Origin of the sequence: Acinetobacter sp. SwsAc6 (genome assembly GCF_013391565.1) — a bacterium.
Taxonomy (GTDB): domain Bacteria; phylum Pseudomonadota; class Gammaproteobacteria; order Pseudomonadales; family Moraxellaceae; genus Acinetobacter; species Acinetobacter cumulans.
In genome coordinates, this window is the sequence record NZ_JACAXE010000030.1 from 1 (window position 1) to 15,681 (window position 15,681).

Consider the following 15,681-nt stretch of genomic DNA (forward strand, 5'->3'; position numbering starts at 1 on the left):
TTGATACGTTCTCGAATCATAATTGCTTTGCCTTCACCGGGTAAAATCTGCGTATTTGGTGCAGGCAGGCCAGATCCATTTACATAGCCAAATGGGCTTTGCGCTTCAGGCCAAGCTGAATCATTGAAATCTATAGCGGCAAAAGATGCCAGCTGTGACAACGCTGTAAATCCGCTTTGCACATGATATTTATATGCAGAGTCTAAAGATTTCGAGATTACACGCGCATTAATTTCCGCTTTTTCGTCATACCACTGCAGTTGACCATCATGACGAGTATGAATCCGTTTTACACGCCAAGTTGATTCTGGAAACTGTGGTGATGTGCCGTAATAAAATTTATCAAACACGACCGAAACAACACCGCGGTAAGCAGAAATCAAGCCATTAAAAGCATCTGAAATAGAACTGCAGATCTCCTCCAATTTTGTGCTTTTTGGCTGACTGTATGCACCAAAATGCAGTTCAATTTTGCCCTGTACTCCACCTGCCTGCTCATCACCGCCAAATAATGCCGGCTTATCAACAGTGATAGTTTTATTTTCAGATTCTTCATTCAAATACGCATCTTTGTCTTGAAAAGATATCTTTGTGATCGAGTCTACTGGGCCATGGCACAAGACAGCATGCGCACTCGCTCTGTACTTATAGCCGACCGTTGATTTCTTTTTCTTCATCTTGTGCCTTCCGGATCACTTGTTGTGCCATTGGATCGTGTCCGAATAACTCATTAAATTTTTCGACCGACATTCCGTTTTTATAAAATTCCTGCACTTCCGCACTGGACAGCCCATAATTCATAAAGAACCGCTTTGCACCCAGCGTACACATCCCGCATGCACGGATATGACGGACAAAAATAAAGCCCGCTGGTTGCGGGCTGTTTTGATTTTCCATAAATCACCTATTATTTTTGGATTGCTTCGGGTGCTTCTGCTTTAAATGCAGTGAAGTTTGGCGACACATCACAGGTGCCAAAAATCACACAAATTGAGCCACCTTCATCAGCTTTCGTTCCTTCCTGCTCACCCGGACTCGGCGTGGTGGTCTTCATCTTTGGTTGCATGAAAAACGATGCAAGCGATATTACAATCGCAACGACTGCCCACATTATGCGTTCCTCGTAGTAGATGGATTGTCTTCGGGCATATATGCAAATCCCAAATGATTTTCCGTGTTATTAAAGCGGTCGCATGCAGTAAGTGACTTCATACAGCCTGGATATGCCACAACAAAAAATATGGATTCAGAAGCCACATTAACGGCTTCTTGCTTTAGTTCTACCAGAGCCTGCGCATCGGCAAAGTCCTGTTCATAATCAGGATCGTCTTCATCCAGCGCATCACGCGCAGCAATGGCCTGATCCAGCTCTAAAATTGCATCTTCATACGCTAACAAATCAGCATCACTTGTAATTTGATCTGCAAGCGAGTCCAGTCGGCGAATGATATTCACTGTATTGCCTGCGCTGGATTCAATACCTACACTGACGCCGAATGCGCTTTGAAGCATGCCAAGGCGGAAATAGTTGTCATCAAAGCTTAGATCACGTAATTCAATTGTATTAACACTTACTGATTTAATCGTTGTCTGCACTCCCCAATCCGCTTTATTGAGACGACAGCCATTGCCGTACAAATCATGACAACACGTACGCTGAAATTTAAGTCGCGCACCTGCACGGCCCAGCTTCGTATAGTTCGTTTCGCATTTTAGAACGATACTTGCACCTGAAGGCTTCACAGATACAACACGGCCTTGCCATAAAATAGACTGTTTGCCATGCTGAAGTTTAATCACTTTTACATATACGTTTTCTTCGAGCGCTGAGCGTAGACAGTCTTGTGCAAACTTAGAATCGCGTGCAAATGTGATTTCAAGCGGATCTTTTTCAAGATCACTGCTATTTTTGATTTCACTACGTGAGATTGTAATTTGCTCATACACTACATCATTCAGTTCAACTTCTGCATCGCCAGACGTGTAGTAAAACTTTTCTGTACCGCGAGTGAACTCGTACAGCTCACGACGTGTTGCTGAGTCAAACATATTTCGAAAGAATGTGCGTACACCCATGTCAGACTCCTATTTCTAAAATCGGCACCGATACTTCAGCAATGCCCGCACCGTGAAAGTGAATATCAATCGAGTCCGCATCAAGACGATGCAGGCCAAGATACGATATCCGCTCAATAGCGCTGGCATTTTTATTCAATGCTGGCGTGATTGTGATCTGTATTGAGTTTCCTGCGACTGGCGCTGATGCTGTGACCGTGTGTGCAGTCCAAATACCATCGCTTTTAATTGCAATATGCTTGCGCAGATCCGCCAGCTGTTTATGCTGATCCCGCTCAACAAGCAAGACTGATGAAATTAGGCCAGTGCTTTTACAGCGCATATTTGATTCGTATGTCGGCAACCAAAAAGGCCGAAATCGGCCTTGTCTACGGAATAAGAATCGACGGTAATCATAAAGCTCAGATTGATTTGTAATTACTGCTCGATACTGTTTTGAGTAACGTGCAAAGTTCCAATTCGTACCCTGAAAAACCACACCAATCTCGTTATCTATAATGTCCTGATGTTGAGATATAGTTGCTTCCATGCTGTCGCCAGAATAGGTCAAGCAGAAGAAATACAAGTCATCACCAAGAAATTGAGCAGGCGTTGACTCTTGCGCTTCAGGCTCATCAATTACATTAAACGTAATCGAACATTGAGCGTGGATGCCACTAATTTGACGTGAAATATCACCACTGATAAAACACAAGCGCACTGGATAAAGCTTTGCACTTGCCATCACCACTGGATCAGTCAGCTGTAAGCCATTGCTTTCTACAGATGCAATTTCAACGATTTTAAATTCACTGCCATTTCGTAAAACAGCAATTGATTTTGCATAAAAAGAATAAATGTCAGTACGGCATTCAATGAAATCACCATCAACGGCCCCGACATATTGAGACTCTTGAAACAGTGGAACTGCCCAATTTTTACGGATTCCACCCCATTGCACATTGAAATGTTGTGCAATCTCTTTCAAAACAGCAATAGAAGAAAAGCCCAGTGTTTGCCGGGCCTTGTCTCGTAGTGGGGTTCTCACCTCAGAGCCGTTTTTAGACTCAAAAACATCGGTTTTAAAGCCTAGTTTTTCAGTCGCGCCGACCAATGCTGGTGATGTTAATAAAACTACATCACCAAACAATTCAGTGTATATGATCATGCAAGAACTGCCTTCAATGATGTTCGATTATTCTTAATGAAATTCATGAATGTTTTGGTTCCAGCAGTTGTCCCCATAAAATCACCAACAATAGATGGATCTAGAATATTGTTGATTTGCAAGTGCTGTGGGGTTAGTTGTGCTGAAGCATTCTGCTGTGTTTGATTGACGTAATCTTGCATAGCAGGGCTTTGAACATTCATCAATTTAGGCGCATCCAAAGCCAAACCACCATCTGCAAAACCATTACGGATAGAATCTCGCAAAGCAAAGAAACCTGCTGGCCCGCCTAATGCAGCGATTTCTTCCTGATTCAGTACCCCCTCGCCCTTGTGGACGATTCCTGCTGGCTCGTACTTGCCACCAAAGCCTGTAAACCCACCCCCAGCAAACCCGACAGGAGAAAGTGCTGAAACAGCCGCTTCAAGCAGACCTGTTTGCATTACTGCCATACCTACTGCGGGCATGTTGTATGGGAATGCAGCAGAAGCCCATGCTTTAGAAATAGCTACTTTGCTGTCCATCATGACTGAGTACAATGCAAAGCTTTTTTGAGCCAATCCCAAAACGGTGTATGCAGAACTAGATGAATCAACTAAGCCCATCATCATGCCCGCAAAATCGGCACCGTATTGCGCACCATAAGTCAATTGCAATGCAATTCGTTGCTGTTGGTACTCTGTCTCTAAAACAAGTCTATGTTTTAAAGCCTTATCTAAAAGATCAATATCTTGTTGATAAGGTGATTTTTCTGCACCAAATCTATTCTGATAATCCCCCCAAACCTGCTCACGCTCTGCATTTTGCTCTATACCTTGCTGAATATTTGCCTGCTTAATCAAGGCATTCTTCATATCAGGTGAGTATTCAGATGTCGCTAAAATTTCTTCACGTACTAGCGAATAATACTGTTCAGCATAGTCACCTGCAGTCATCCAGTTTTGACGAACTTCAAGTAAGGCTTTCTTTTCGCTCAAATCTTTAAGCTTTTGCGCTTGGGTATATTCAGTCAAATCCTTTTGATAAGCAGCATTCTGCATATCTGTGTAATATTTAATTGCAGACTGATCACCGGCAAATGCTTTTTGTATATCCTTTAGCTTTTGGCCATGATCAAGCTCAAGCTTTTCACGGTCAGTTAAATATCGCTGAACGACAGATTGCTGTGCTCGCTGAGTCTCCTCCTGAATTCGCTTAGCTTCTTCATTGGTTTGAGCAATCAGATTTAATTCATCTTGAGCCTGCTTTGCAGCTTCTGCTGTGCCCTTAAATCCAAGTACAGATACATGTAAATGCCCACCCGTTGCACGTGCAGATTTTTGCTTATATTCATCAAGAATTTTTACAACATAGCCATAACGTTTTGCGACACTTTCAAGCTGAGCTACAGCTTGAGCAGACTTAGATGCATCAGCAATTGTGAAATCAAAAGCATTACCTGTTGCATGTTTGCTATTTGTGCCTTTGTGATATAAGTCATTGAACGCGGTAAAGCGGTTTAAGTCGGATCCTAAAGATTTTTGCGCCATTTGAGCAAAATTAGCCGTGTAGCCACGGACCTGACCACCAGCAAATGCCTCAGATGACTTAATGCGCAACCCAGACAATGCGGAAGCACCAACCATCTTATTTAGGTTTTCTTGCTCTTTTGCTGCCTTGGTTTTTGCTGCAGCTTGTTTTTCAGCGGCTTTGGCATTTTCATCAGCTGCTTTAGTATCTAATGCAAGACCCTTTGCAGACTTGGTAGAAGCTGAATTAACAGCCAGAATAGCATTGACTAGATTGTTAGATGATTTACTTGCGGTGGAACTAGATTCACTTAATGAATTTATACGAGTTCCATAATCATCAAGAGTGGCAGCAATATCATCAAACATAATATTGATGGTATTGATTTTCTCACCCTTGAGTGCAGCAATTGCAGCAGCTACGCCACCAATCAATTTGCCAGCAATACTAAAAGTCGCTGAGACCCCAAGAGCAACTTTGGTGACACTTCTTAGTACAGAGCCTATACCCTCACCAACTTGTTGAAGTTGAATGCCATTTTTCGATGTGCCGAAAATCGCATTTGCTACATCCACAATTGCTGGCATAAATCCTGAGACTAGTTGGTTTTTCCAGCCTTGGAATTGCAGATTAACAGCCTGTGTTTGTGCTGCTAAAAGCTGCGATTGTTTAATAGCTTCCTCTGTTTTAAGGATGCCAGCATCTTCTAACGCTCTTCCATAGTCATCTAAAAGCCGGCCATTTTCCGCAAATAGCGGCGCAAGATTACCCAGATCTGATGCCAAGCTCTCAAATACAAAACGGCGCTCTTGTGATGTTACGCCAAGCTCATCCAGTTTATCGTTAAGCATTTGAATGGCTTCGATACCATCTTTACCTTGGAGTGTTTTGGAAAATGATTTGATCTGATCTTCAGATAATCTTGTATTGTTTTTTAGTGCATCAAAGAAATCAGCAGCCCCACCGCCTTGAGTTGCGCTAAATTCACCAAGTTTCTCTTGAGTATCAGCCAAAATAGAACCAAGCTGATCTTGGGACACACCTAAACCTTGGGATGCGTACTCTAAAATCTGAAAACTTTTTACGCTTGTGTTGGCTCGATTTGCCAGAACTAGCAACTGACTATCCGCTTTAGCTGTCTCAATAGCTAAGTGGGTTAATCCACCAATAGCAGCAACTATGCCACCAACAGCCATGCCTGAAAGTGCTGCGCCAGCAACCAAAACTCCGCCTTTTAAAGATCCAATTTTTGTATTAAAAGAATCAACAATCGAACCCAATTGCGTTCCACCCAAAGCGTCTGCTACCTGATCCTTGAATCCAGCGAAAGCTTTATTCATATTATCAGTGGTTTGCTTGGTTTTGCGTTCCGCCTGCGTCATGCCCTGTTCGTATGAACCGAGCTTTACTGCTAAATCTAGAGTCAACCGACCAAGGGATGCTGCTGCCATAACTTTTCCTCAGGCAATAAAAAACCGCCCATAAGGACGGTTTTATTTAAAATAGGATTTATCCTGCGCAATATTTATTCCAGTATTTTGCAAATTCGCTTTCATTTGGCCCATCTTCAAAATATGCTTTTTGTGTTTTCTCTATAGCCACAAAGCCTTTATAACCAGTATATGCACCAAATGAATTTTTAGCATTGTATTGACCACATGCGACTGCGCCCACATCGGTATTATTGTTTATCTTTTCATTTCTAAATTGCACAGAATCAGGATCTTTAGCATTCTGTTTAATTTGATTTTGTATGTAAAACAACATTACACCAGCTTTGTTTTCTTCCTTTTTAGCCGCCACTGAATTATTCGTATCAGTAGGGTCACTCTTAAATAGCTCTACGAAGATAAATATAAGAACCAAGCCCGCAAAAATTAATGCCAACTTAGATGTTTTCTTCTTCTGCTTTACGCCACACATTGGACAAGTTTCTGCCTTATCACTTACTGGCGCACCACACTCCTTGCAAGGCTGTATAGCCATAATTCACCCCAAATATTTGCTATTCAGGACAAGATACTAACTATTGGTATAAAAAGAAACCAACCTAAGTCGGCTCCCCTCCATAATTTTGCATCATGTACTCTTCGAGCGACATTTCCTGTGGTTGCTCCTCATGTGGCATAAATGACTGTGCTTTTACATCTTTGGCACCTTTTGAACCAAGATAGGTCGCTATCAAATTACCAAAGCCTTGCTCAATACGCCGACCAATGAAAAGAGAGCCGCGTTTATTTCTAAACGCAACCCATTGAGAAACCTCAGCATTAGTTATGTTGGATTTAGCTTCAGCGATTGTGCAACCACCAATCCCACTAAGAACCAATTCACACCAGAATTCATCATCTGGCGTTAATCGGACTTTCCCTCATCATCTTGCGGGGCTTTTTCGATACCTAGAATTGTATTGAACACAGCAGCAGCAAGAGCTTGAGTGAAGTTGGCAGCAACCTGTTTTTTGGTTAAGTATGTTTTCCCATCATCATCCACCAAGGCGGCAGCAATCCAATCAGAAACAACATCTTCACCTTTATTTAAGCGAGTAAATAGCGGCTCAGTCACAGCATAAGGCAATTGTTTAATCACAATATCGACTGTTTCAGTTTTCCCATTGTGCTTAAATTCAATAGTCTTTGGATGGGTTGAATTTACCAAAGAGCCTTGGATGATTTCATTTAGATTTAATTTAGCCATTATGGAGTCACCACTCGTGGAGTTGTTACGACTGCTGAAGTACGAACAAGTGTGAATGTATAACTAACTAAAGCGTCTTGCTCAATCGTTGGTGCGGCTGGGTTGATATAGCCTTCAAATGACCACCAAATACGATCTTCTGGCAGGTCGATACCTGCAACCGCCTCATAAGTTGGTGCAGTCTTAGAATGGCTTGAACCTACATGCCACTTCACCTTTTCACCCGAATCAGCAAGCGCAATTAGTTTTAAATGGCTTGTGTTTGTATCGTCAAGATCAATTTGAATGGAACCTTCACCGGGATCACGCAGACCGCGCTCATAGTCTTTAGTGTCCGAGTCTAGACAAGTTGAATCAATCTTGGAGAATGAATCCTCCCCGAATGAAAATGCTTTAGGGCAAGTGAAACGAACCACTGCGCCATCTACTACCGCAAATACTTGTGTACCTTGCGCTTTAACATGTGCCATGAGTAGCTACTCCTCAATTTTTTGGCATAAAAAAAGCACCCGATTGGGTGCTGTGTAAAAAATTGGTTTTATTGAATCGCTGTTACTAGCTTTGCTGTTGCCTCAATGACTTTTGCTAATGGAAACAAAGCAATGATCATCAAAACCCAATAACAAAAAATTCTTACCGATTTATGTTGCTGTACGAGTTCTAGTGCTTTCACTATCCAGTCCCCGATGTTAAAATTCATTTATGGTTTGCTTCCTTCTGCATCAAGGTTGTGAACACAAAAAAGCCCATGATTACGAGTCACGGGCTTTTTGCTTTTTAAGGTATTTAAATTAAGTTTCAGCCCACCAATTCATATCCCAACCTCGACCGTGTAATTTAGTCTCAGTATCGATACTATCGGGATGCTTTCCGTTGTAATAAAACCCTGCTTTTTCAAGCAGAGTGCGCACTTTCAAACGCAGTGCTTCAGCTTCTTTGGGGTTTGAATGCCAAATCACCATTTGATATGTGTCATTTTCATCAACCGCACCGCAATCAATTGTGTTTTCGGGTGCTGAGCCAATACTACTAAATACCAAATACGGCGTTGTGGTGCATTTATCCGCTACGCTCAGAAATATTCGATCTCCGAATATTGGTGCTAAATATGTATCGGCTTTAATCGTTCGAGCAATTGGGGCTGTCATTTAGCTAGTTCCTTATCTAATTCAGCACCAAACACATTAGAAAACTTGTTTGTGGCCTCTTGAACATTATTAATAAGTGCTGGTCGCAAGAATGGTGTTCCCATTGAGTTGGCTGTAGGAAATTCTTTAAATCGCCAATGGCGTGTATCACCTCCACTCAAATTAGGTGGTACTGGATTGCTAAACGATGCACCGCCACGTACACCAACACGCATCACAATTTCATTTTGGCTTCGCGTTTTACCACCAGATACTGCGATATTTTTCCAAATCTTTTCTGATGATTCTGGATCATCGATCGCCTTAGCATTTGCTCGAGCTGCGTCACGGACAATGTTCATTGCTTGGCGTGCTGCTTTACGTGCAATTCGCTTTGCTACTTTTGCATTTGCTAGCTTCGTAAGCTTACGACTCAGCTCATCAGCTCCATGAAAGTTCACATCTAACGACATAAGAACCTCAAATGTTTGAAAGCAAGAACGTTACCGACTCATAGCCTGTGTTTGTATCTTCAAGAGCTTGGCTATCAATAGCGTAGGTTTTGCCTTTGTAAATCACGCGCATTGTGGTGTCGATATCTTCTCGATAGCGGATCTTTACACGTGCAACGATTTTAGAATTACTTGCTTGTGCTGCAATTAGGTCCTTACCTGATAAATGAGTGACTTTTGCCCATAAAGGCATGAAATCTACCCATTGCTCAGGGGTTGGATAGCCATCTTCATCTTTACCAGATGTGAGTTTTTGAACTTTGATTCGATGGCGGAGTTCGCCAGCATTCTGTGACAAATCACACCCCCATATTCCGGTAAGGCTGGATTAAGGACCAGTACCCTAAAGGCAATTCAATCGTTGCCTGAGTGGTGGCTTCCCGATTGGCATAAAGATGTGCCACGAAGAGAAGCCGTGCAGCATCTAAAGCCTTGTTATCAACCAGATCATTTTCATTTACTCGCTCAGCCTCGGTTGCGATAACTTTACGATCTAGGTTTATTTGAATTTGCTCATTGGCAGCATCGATATATGCCTGCATCAAAGTATCTTCATCATCATGATCTACACGACAATGCAACTTGGCTTTTGCGAGATCAATCATTCTGGTTTGGCCTGTTTTGCTGTGGTTTTGGTTGTTTTTGGTTTTGGTTCTTCAACAGATTCAACTAAAACACCCTTATCAACTAAGTGTTTTACATCCGCTGGATTTGCTGTGCGCTTATCACCAGTCTGGTAATACTTATCGCCATAATGCTCGCGCTTAACATCGTACTCAGTCATGACTATCTCCTAATAAATAAGGGCCAGCAATTTGGCCCTTATTAGATTTGGCATTAACCGCCAGAAACTGCTGGGGTAATATCACCATAGATAAACGCTTCTGGACGATAAACCGCCAATGCCAGACGCTCTTCCGCAAGAATAGTCACCAAGTTTTTAACAAAGTCGTCTTCGTTCTCAGTTGCCACTTCAACACGTGAAGCCCAGCGGTCAAAGATTTGAGCACCCATTGAGAATGCACCGGTTAGGAATTTACCTGCGGCAATCGCTTGTGTTTCTGCAACCGGAAGCCCCCACAGAGTTGGGTTTAGATTGCCTTGTGGATTGCCGATGATGTACTGACCAGATGTGTCTTTCAGAGTTTCAATTGCAGCCCAGTCAATCGGGTTTAGCACATGGCCGCTTGCAGGGTATTCAGCAAGAATTGCCTGAAGCATTGCGAAGCGCAGGGTGTCAATTTTGCTTTCTGCGGTAGTGGATACACCTGCGGGGCGCACATATCCGGTGGCTTGCGGAATAATACCAAGCAAGTTTTGACCAGTGCCGTCACCGTTCAGGATTTGCTGCTCTTCTTTGAAAGCAAGACCATAGCGCAAGCGACCATCGATATAAGACTGCAATTGCGATGCATCATCAAGAATTTGGCGTGATGCCTTCATGTAGTGAGCGATAACTTTTGCAGTAGTCGATTTCAGGTCAAATTTAATGTCAGACTGCGGCTTTAATGCACCTTCAGCCACCATACCAGCAGCATTCACAAAACCAGTTTCTTGAACGTATTCAAGCGCGTTACCGTCCATGCGGCCCTGCATCAACAGGTCACGGATTGTGAGCTTGCGGTCAGGCGGTGCAATAATGCCTGGAATGCGGGTAGTCTGAACCAGATCACCAGCCGAGCCAGCAGCATCAGTTGTTGCTGAAGTGATAGTAGCCTTAATCTCAAGGTTTGCTTTACCGCGCTGTCCAGCTGAACCAACCAGTGATTTAAACTGATCAGATTCCACAAATTGACGACCAAGAGATTTAACCTCTTCATTACCTTCATGCGGACGACGGGCAGCTTTCTGCTCAACTTCATCCACGCGAGCTTTTAAATCATTCAGCTTGGTAATCGCTTCATCCGCTGCCTGCTTAGCACCTTCGGCAATTTTGTCGCCATGTTCACGCTTGCCTTTGAAGTCTTCAGCGATGCCTTTAACTTCATCGACTTGTTTTTTAAACTCTTGAGCGAGTTGTTCTAAATTTTGATCAGTCATTTTGACTTCCTTTTAAAATATTAAGAGCATTAAAAATTGATTTCGCTTGGAGCTTTTCATCTTCAGACTCGCTCAAAAGATGACGCAAACCCTTGCCAGCGATTGCAGTGGCTTGCGATTTAGAAAAGCCTGACTCTCTCAGGAACTTTTCGAATTCAGGTAATGTTGGCAGTTCGCCATCTTCTAATTTGGATTTCACAGAAGTAATGAGGCTTTCTTCATTGGCAGGCATGGTCACAATTGAAATCTCGCCTAGGTCAAGCTCGATTAACTCTCGGATACCGTTGGTTTGTTGGTTGGCCTTCTTGGTTTTGTAACCAATACTTAAACCATCAATGGCACCAGCTTTTAGCAACGCATGCGTAGATTTTGCTCTTGGCACATCATCAATTAGCAATCGACCTTCAACAAAAAGCCCTTTTTCATCTTCATAGATGTTTGTGTACACTCCGATTGGTTCACCATCGTTGTGATTCCACAAAACAGGGGGCATCTTGTTTTTCTCAGCCCATTTTTCTAAAGATTTAGCAAATGCTCCTGGAAGAATTACGTCGTTGTACCAGTCAACATTGCCAAAAACCGCACCATAGCCCGAAAAAAAACCGTCCTCTTGGACGGCTTTAATATTTAAATTAAAACTTTTTCTAATCATTCTTTTCACCTTTATCGGTGCCCAATGGAACCATTTGCATTTGAACCATCAACTGATCTGCGGTTGGATCATCAGCCCTTGGCATATCCTCAAGCTCTCGCACTTCATTGCGGGTATATAAACCGTTCTGAGTCATTTTCACGTAGAAATCAGCTCTTGCAGCATTATTGGCGCGCAGTAGGCCATCAACTGCAAACTTAGGTCGATATTTGTATTTATCTTGTGGCAATAACAACTTCCGAGCGATTGTCTGCTCATATCGAACCAGTTGCGGATTCAGTGAATAAGTAAGGAATCCCTGATTGGTTTGCTCAAGGCTTGATGCCCATGAGCTGGCTTTGTTTGTGTGTCCGATCAGTTGCGGTGGAACACCAAAAGCCCGGCAAATTTCCTCAATACCAAAATAACGACTTTCAAGAAGCTGAGCATCAACCGGATTAATACGAATATTTGAAGCGCTGGCTACTTTCATACCAGCCTCAAGAATCATGTATTTCCCAGCATTCTCAGGAAGACTAAAACTAGACAAACCTTTGCGCATTTTTGCACGCTGCTCATCAGTCAGAGTCTTTTCACCAGTTTCAAGAAAACCACCAACCTTTAAGCCATTCTTGAACCAATCTTGAGCCTGATTATTAGCATCAAACTGCATGCCTATCGTCTGAGCAAAGAATTGAATTGCCGACAACCCCACATATCCATCCAAGGTAAAACCCTTAAAATGCAGAATTTCATCATCGGTATAGATTTTAACTTTGCCGTTTTCCGTGTAATGGTATTCAAAGCTTCCATCTTTCAGCCGCTTTTTAACCATTTCACTAGGGAATAGTGGCTCTAATGAGATAACATTGCGATTATTGCGGCGAGTAATGTAGCTATACGCATTGCCCCATAAATCCAAGCACGCTGACTGAATCTGCCAAAACTCACTGGCGCACATATCCGCATTGGGTGAATCATGTAAGATTCTGTATAAATCATGGTCTTTTGCGAGTTTTTTATCTGTATCGTACAAATGTAACGGCAGTGTCGAAATCGTTTCTGCCCGCAATTTCACACATGCCCATACTGCAGACAACTTCAAGGCTGTTTCTGGACTAACAATTGCTCCGCCAGAAGACATGTAGCTATCAAACGGATACGAAGTATCGCCCTTTTTTAATTGTGTTTTTCCAGTCAATCGTGACCAGAAGCGAGACCAGAATCCCGTGTCTTGTAAGTCGCTCATGCTATCACGATGTCCTCTAAATATCCGTCAATGTCATAGTTTTTAACTTCCGGTGCCAGACTCATAAGTGCCACGGCGTTAAACGTAGCAATCAATGGATCGATCTTACCCACGCCCGATTCCTGTTTGCTGATCATCATGCCGTTGCCTTTCACGACTGCACGCGCATTACCAACACACCACGACATAAGGCCTTGCCCTGCATGGTAAAGATTGCCTTCTGCTAATTTGCGTTCTGTGGTGAGGATGTACCCCATTAATTTAAAACCTTGAGGTACGGCAGTGAGCTTGTCTTCAGGAATGCCAGCGTCAAGTAAGCCATCCAGTAGACCACCCAAGCCAAGAGGATCGAGTCCAACTTTGTCGAGCTTTCCTGAGTCAAAAACTTGTTTTGCAATCGCTGCGAGTTGGTCTATGTCGTCTCCCACTCTATCAACAATAGTTAGGCTGCCTTCACGTTCATAATCTGCATACTTGGGCGCATTCTCTTTACGCCTCTCGACAGCAGTTTTATTGCACCAGGCATGATTCCATAACCACCAAATACGAGCGTTTCCTTTCAAGCGACCTAGACAGCTAAATCCAAGCAAGTCATCAAGGCCACCTCCATCCACGCCAAGCGTGATTACGTCTGATTTCTCAATCAATCGCTCAAGTGTGATAGTTTCCCTTGCCTGCTGTAACCAATATTCAGCGCCAGCCCAACGGTTAGCACGGAGGTTTAGGCCAATCTCGATGTTTAAGTGTTTGGCCAAGAAATCACGTAACGATTCCTCACCCGCATCCTTAACTTTGTTGAATTCTGAAATTAAGTATTCAAGATCAACCGATGCACCCAAGTTTGGATTGGTGATGTAAAAGTTTTCGGGCTTTAAGTGCTCACCACTTTCAATAAGATGCTTCGGGAACTCATATATCAGTGGTAAAAACTGCTTATCTTCTTTGATGCCGTCACGTACATCACGTGCATAATCAAGCAGGCTTTTAAAAACACCGCACGGCTGTTCATCCGACATGGTTGAAAGATAGATAACACAGCCTTCAGGACGTGATGCCAAGCCGCCTTTTGCTTCACGAAACATACTTTCAGCATGGGCTTTCTTACCAAACAACCAAATCTCATCAAAAAGAATGATCGATGCTTTCTTACCTGCAGCAGCATTACTTTCCGCAGCAATTACTTTTAGAACCGTGCCTGTACCCAAATGAGTCACAGTTTTTGTATGTTCTGAAATATTAATTAATTCACTGAGCTCTTCATCAGCCCGAATAAAGTCTCGGATCGGATTAAATGAGTTGTCAGCGACTTCTTTTGTAGGCGCAAGAATGATTAATTCCGCAGATAGACGCTCATTGAGAATCAATGCAATAAGCATGATGCCCGCTGCAATCGTAGACTTCGTATTTTTCTTCGAAATCAGTAAGAAAAATTCACGAATTAATCTGCGTTTTGATTCAGGATTGTAAGCGCCAAAGATAGCTCGGACGAATTCAATCACCCAAGGCAATGTAACATCGCCCATTTTGGGGCTGCCCATCACATCCACCAAAATTAATTCTCTAAAAATCCGCTCTGCTACGTCCGCCACTTCAGGAAAAAGCGGCTCACATGGCATGAGTGACTTTTTAGCGACAATACGTTCCTCCCAGTCTGGGCAGGAGGTTGTCCATTCTGGGAGCATCGCTGACATAAATTTAACTCATTAAAAAACCACCCAAAGGTGGCTTAAATTAAAACTGTTTATCTAACTCAGCTTGGTGTAGTTTTTCCTTAAGCAAGTAACCTTCTAACTGCCAGATTTTATTGCGTGCATTTTCATACGCAATTTTTTGCCCGATCAGCTTGTCAAAGTTTTCAGGACTCGCGCATGCAGATTCACCTGTAACTGTGAAACCATTTTCTAAAGTTAAAATACAGATTGTTAAGCAAGGTGTGCCTTTGTCTTCCTTCGCAAAATAATCTTCATGCGCAAAAGCTGGAGCTACATCACCAGTTAAATAACGAATAGCTTTAATTTTTGAATCAATATGATCAGGTGTTAGACGTGGAGCATTTAAACCCTTATCTTGAATTTCTTGTTCAATTTGTTTTTCGTTTGACATGCATTTTTCCTTTTCTATTTAAATTAACTTCTTAGTTGCGAGCCTAATGTTCCAAACTTTCCGCCTTGAGTGGCTTTTTTGGCTTCATCGGCTTTGGTTTCTTTTTTGCCTTTCTCAGCAACCTTGCCGTGTACGTATGGGAGTGCAGCTCGGGCAGCATTCACCCGAAGCATCATCTCATTGCCACCGTTTTTCATGACGTTGATTAGAAATTCGAGTGGGTCATTGGTAGTAAATTGATCCTCAAGTGGATCTTCATCCTCATAGCTCGATGTTTCTCTCGGTTTAACTTTCGGTTTTTCAGCAGTTAAATTTCGGCCTTCTTTATCGGCCTTTAACTTCTCGATGTAGACAGAAATTTCAGGATCTTTTCTTAATTTAGAGCCTTGTTGGGATGCTGTCTTTTCTGCATAACCTGCTGAAATTGCAGCTTCTTTGTTGCTTAAGCCGTCAACAACGGCCTGAGCAAACTTTTTCATTTTTTCGCTTAGTGCCATTAGTTAACCTTTAACTTTTCGCTTTAACTTTTGCTGAAAAGGGAAATTTTTTTATAAATGAGATCGGGCGCGGTGTCCGCTGGCTTGGCCTTT

20 protein-coding genes and 1 pseudogene are annotated in these 15,681 nt (G+C 42.7%); all 21 read right to left on the reverse strand.

The genetic code is table 11. The annotated features are described in order from the left end of the window. Positions 1–677 (reverse strand): annotated as a pseudogene (locus HYG93_RS15630) (hypothetical protein); the annotation flags it as partial. Then, the gene (locus tag HYG93_RS15635) at positions 646–897 is read right to left on the reverse strand and encodes a hypothetical protein (RefSeq protein WP_178962620.1); all 252 of its coding nucleotides are present in this window, start codon (positions 895–897) and stop codon (positions 646–648) included. The gene HYG93_RS15635 and the pseudogene HYG93_RS15630, both read right to left, overlap by 32 nt. Before the next feature lie 10 nt (positions 898–907). Beyond that, a complete protein-coding gene (locus HYG93_RS15640; protein ID WP_120367387.1) occupies positions 908–1,111 on the reverse strand; it encodes a hypothetical protein in 204 nt (67 codons plus the stop codon). Further along, a complete protein-coding gene (locus HYG93_RS15645) occupies positions 1,111–2,076 on the reverse strand; it encodes a DUF2163 domain-containing protein (protein ID WP_178962621.1) in 966 nt (321 codons plus the stop codon). The genes HYG93_RS15640 and HYG93_RS15645 overlap by 1 nt, the downstream gene beginning before the upstream one ends. Before the next feature lies 1 nt (position 2,077). Then, on the reverse strand, positions 2,078–3,223 hold the full coding sequence (locus tag HYG93_RS15650; protein WP_178962622.1) for a hypothetical protein: 1,146 nt from the start codon (positions 3,221–3,223) through the stop codon (positions 2,078–2,080). Further along, positions 3,220–6,183, reverse strand: coding sequence for a hypothetical protein (locus tag HYG93_RS15655; RefSeq protein WP_178962623.1), 2,964 nt, complete (start codon positions 6,181–6,183; stop codon positions 3,220–3,222). The genes HYG93_RS15650 and HYG93_RS15655 overlap by 4 nt, the downstream gene beginning before the upstream one ends. A gap of 58 nt (positions 6,184–6,241) precedes the next feature. Beyond that, a complete protein-coding gene (locus HYG93_RS19520) occupies positions 6,242–6,718 on the reverse strand; it encodes a hypothetical protein (RefSeq protein WP_256733485.1) in 477 nt (158 codons plus the stop codon). Between the two features lie 64 nt (positions 6,719–6,782). Continuing rightward, positions 6,783–7,061: a hypothetical protein gene (locus HYG93_RS15665; RefSeq protein ID WP_218646841.1), complete on the reverse strand. Its 279-nt coding sequence runs from the start codon at positions 7,059–7,061 to the stop codon at positions 6,783–6,785. 26 nt (positions 7,062–7,087) lie between these two features. After that, complete coding sequence (locus HYG93_RS15670) at positions 7,088–7,429, reverse strand: phage tail assembly chaperone family protein, TAC (RefSeq protein ID WP_178962624.1); 342 nt, start codon at positions 7,427–7,429, stop codon at positions 7,088–7,090. Further along, positions 7,429–7,899, reverse strand: a complete 471-nt coding sequence (locus HYG93_RS15675) for a phage tail tube protein (protein WP_178962625.1) — start codon at positions 7,897–7,899, stop codon at positions 7,429–7,431. Before HYG93_RS15675 ends, HYG93_RS15670 begins: the two co-directional genes overlap by 1 nt. Before the next feature lie 321 nt (positions 7,900–8,220). Then, positions 8,221–8,577, reverse strand: a complete 357-nt coding sequence (locus tag HYG93_RS15680) for a DUF3168 domain-containing protein (RefSeq protein WP_178962626.1) — start codon at positions 8,575–8,577, stop codon at positions 8,221–8,223. Further along, on the reverse strand, positions 8,574–9,029 hold the full coding sequence (locus HYG93_RS15685) for an HK97-gp10 family putative phage morphogenesis protein (RefSeq protein WP_178962627.1): 456 nt from the start codon (positions 9,027–9,029) through the stop codon (positions 8,574–8,576). Before HYG93_RS15685 ends, HYG93_RS15680 begins: the two co-directional genes overlap by 4 nt. A gap of 7 nt (positions 9,030–9,036) precedes the next feature. Beyond that, positions 9,037–9,366 (reverse strand): phage head closure protein, encoded by a 330-nt coding sequence (locus HYG93_RS15690; protein WP_178962628.1) that lies wholly within the window; start codon positions 9,364–9,366, stop codon positions 9,037–9,039. A gap of 1 nt (position 9,367) precedes the next feature. Further along, positions 9,368–9,673 carry a head-tail connector protein gene (locus HYG93_RS15695; RefSeq protein ID WP_178962629.1) on the reverse strand — a complete coding sequence of 102 codons (306 nt, stop codon included), beginning with the start codon at positions 9,671–9,673 and terminating at the stop codon, positions 9,368–9,370. Next, positions 9,670–9,852: a hypothetical protein gene (locus HYG93_RS15700; protein WP_005400108.1), complete on the reverse strand. Its 183-nt coding sequence runs from the start codon at positions 9,850–9,852 to the stop codon at positions 9,670–9,672. The genes HYG93_RS15695 and HYG93_RS15700 overlap by 4 nt, the downstream gene beginning before the upstream one ends. A gap of 53 nt (positions 9,853–9,905) precedes the next feature. Beyond that, a complete protein-coding gene (locus tag HYG93_RS15705; RefSeq protein ID WP_178962630.1) occupies positions 9,906–11,108 on the reverse strand; it encodes a phage major capsid protein in 1,203 nt (400 codons plus the stop codon). Further along, a complete protein-coding gene (locus HYG93_RS15710; protein ID WP_178962631.1) occupies positions 11,101–11,760 on the reverse strand; it encodes an HK97 family phage prohead protease in 660 nt (219 codons plus the stop codon). Before HYG93_RS15710 ends, HYG93_RS15705 begins: the two co-directional genes overlap by 8 nt. Further along, positions 11,753–12,988, reverse strand: a complete 1,236-nt coding sequence (locus HYG93_RS15715) for a phage portal protein (RefSeq protein WP_178962632.1) — start codon at positions 12,986–12,988, stop codon at positions 11,753–11,755. The genes HYG93_RS15710 and HYG93_RS15715 overlap by 8 nt, the downstream gene beginning before the upstream one ends. After that, positions 12,985–14,679, reverse strand: coding sequence for a terminase large subunit (locus HYG93_RS15720; RefSeq protein WP_178962633.1), 1,695 nt, complete (start codon positions 14,677–14,679; stop codon positions 12,985–12,987). The genes HYG93_RS15715 and HYG93_RS15720 overlap by 4 nt, the downstream gene beginning before the upstream one ends. A 40-nt stretch (positions 14,680–14,719) precedes the next feature. Beyond that, positions 14,720–15,091: a Gp49 family protein gene (locus HYG93_RS15725; RefSeq protein WP_178962634.1), complete on the reverse strand. Its 372-nt coding sequence runs from the start codon at positions 15,089–15,091 to the stop codon at positions 14,720–14,722. A 23-nt stretch (positions 15,092–15,114) separates the two neighbouring features. Beyond that, positions 15,115–15,588 (reverse strand): terminase small subunit, encoded by a 474-nt coding sequence (locus HYG93_RS15730; RefSeq protein WP_178962635.1) that lies wholly within the window; start codon positions 15,586–15,588, stop codon positions 15,115–15,117. Positions 15,589–15,681 lie beyond the last annotated feature (93 nt).

Bases quoted from the DNA above. Each gene is read 5' to 3' on its own strand.
- HYG93_RS15645 (WP_178962621.1), bottom strand. From the start codon at position 2,076: ATGGGTGTACGCACATTCTTTCGAAATATGTTTGACTCAGCAACACGT.
- HYG93_RS15655 (WP_178962623.1), bottom strand. From the start codon at position 6,183: ATGGCAGCAGCATCCCTTGGTCGGTTGACTCTAGATTTAGCAGTAAAG.
- HYG93_RS15720 (WP_178962633.1), bottom strand. From the start codon at position 14,679: ATGTCAGCGATGCTCCCAGAATGGACAACCTCCTGCCCAGACTGGGAG.
- HYG93_RS15675 (WP_178962625.1), bottom strand. From the start codon at position 7,899: ATGGCACATGTTAAAGCGCAAGGTACACAAGTATTTGCGGTAGTAGAT.
- HYG93_RS15680 (WP_178962626.1), bottom strand. From the start codon at position 8,577: ATGACAGCCCCAATTGCTCGAACGATTAAAGCCGATACATATTTAGCA.
- HYG93_RS15725 (WP_178962634.1), bottom strand. From the start codon at position 15,091: ATGTCAAACGAAAAACAAATTGAACAAGAAATTCAAGATAAGGGTTTA.
- HYG93_RS15640 (WP_120367387.1), bottom strand. From the start codon at position 1,111: ATGTGGGCAGTCGTTGCGATTGTAATATCGCTTGCATCGTTTTTCATG.
- HYG93_RS15705 (WP_178962630.1), bottom strand. From the start codon at position 11,108: ATGACTGATCAAAATTTAGAACAACTCGCTCAAGAGTTTAAAAAACAA.
- HYG93_RS15670 (WP_178962624.1), bottom strand. From the start codon at position 7,429: ATGGCTAAATTAAATCTAAATGAAATCATCCAAGGCTCTTTGGTAAAT.
- HYG93_RS15635 (WP_178962620.1), bottom strand. From the start codon at position 897: ATGGAAAATCAAAACAGCCCGCAACCAGCGGGCTTTATTTTTGTCCGT.
- HYG93_RS15695 (WP_178962629.1), bottom strand. From the start codon at position 9,673: ATGATTGATCTCGCAAAAGCCAAGTTGCATTGTCGTGTAGATCATGAT.
- HYG93_RS15730 (WP_178962635.1), bottom strand. From the start codon at position 15,588: ATGGCACTAAGCGAAAAAATGAAAAAGTTTGCTCAGGCCGTTGTTGAC.
- HYG93_RS19520 (WP_256733485.1), bottom strand. From the start codon at position 6,718: ATGGCTATACAGCCTTGCAAGGAGTGTGGTGCGCCAGTAAGTGATAAG.
- HYG93_RS15685 (WP_178962627.1), bottom strand. From the start codon at position 9,029: ATGTCGTTAGATGTGAACTTTCATGGAGCTGATGAGCTGAGTCGTAAG.
- HYG93_RS15650 (WP_178962622.1), bottom strand. From the start codon at position 3,223: ATGATCATATACACTGAATTGTTTGGTGATGTAGTTTTATTAACATCA.
- HYG93_RS15710 (WP_178962631.1), bottom strand. From the start codon at position 11,760: ATGATTAGAAAAAGTTTTAATTTAAATATTAAAGCCGTCCAAGAGGAC.
- HYG93_RS15700 (WP_005400108.1), bottom strand. From the start codon at position 9,852: ATGACTGAGTACGATGTTAAGCGCGAGCATTATGGCGATAAGTATTAC.
- HYG93_RS15715 (WP_178962632.1), bottom strand. From the start codon at position 12,988: ATGAGCGACTTACAAGACACGGGATTCTGGTCTCGCTTCTGGTCACGA.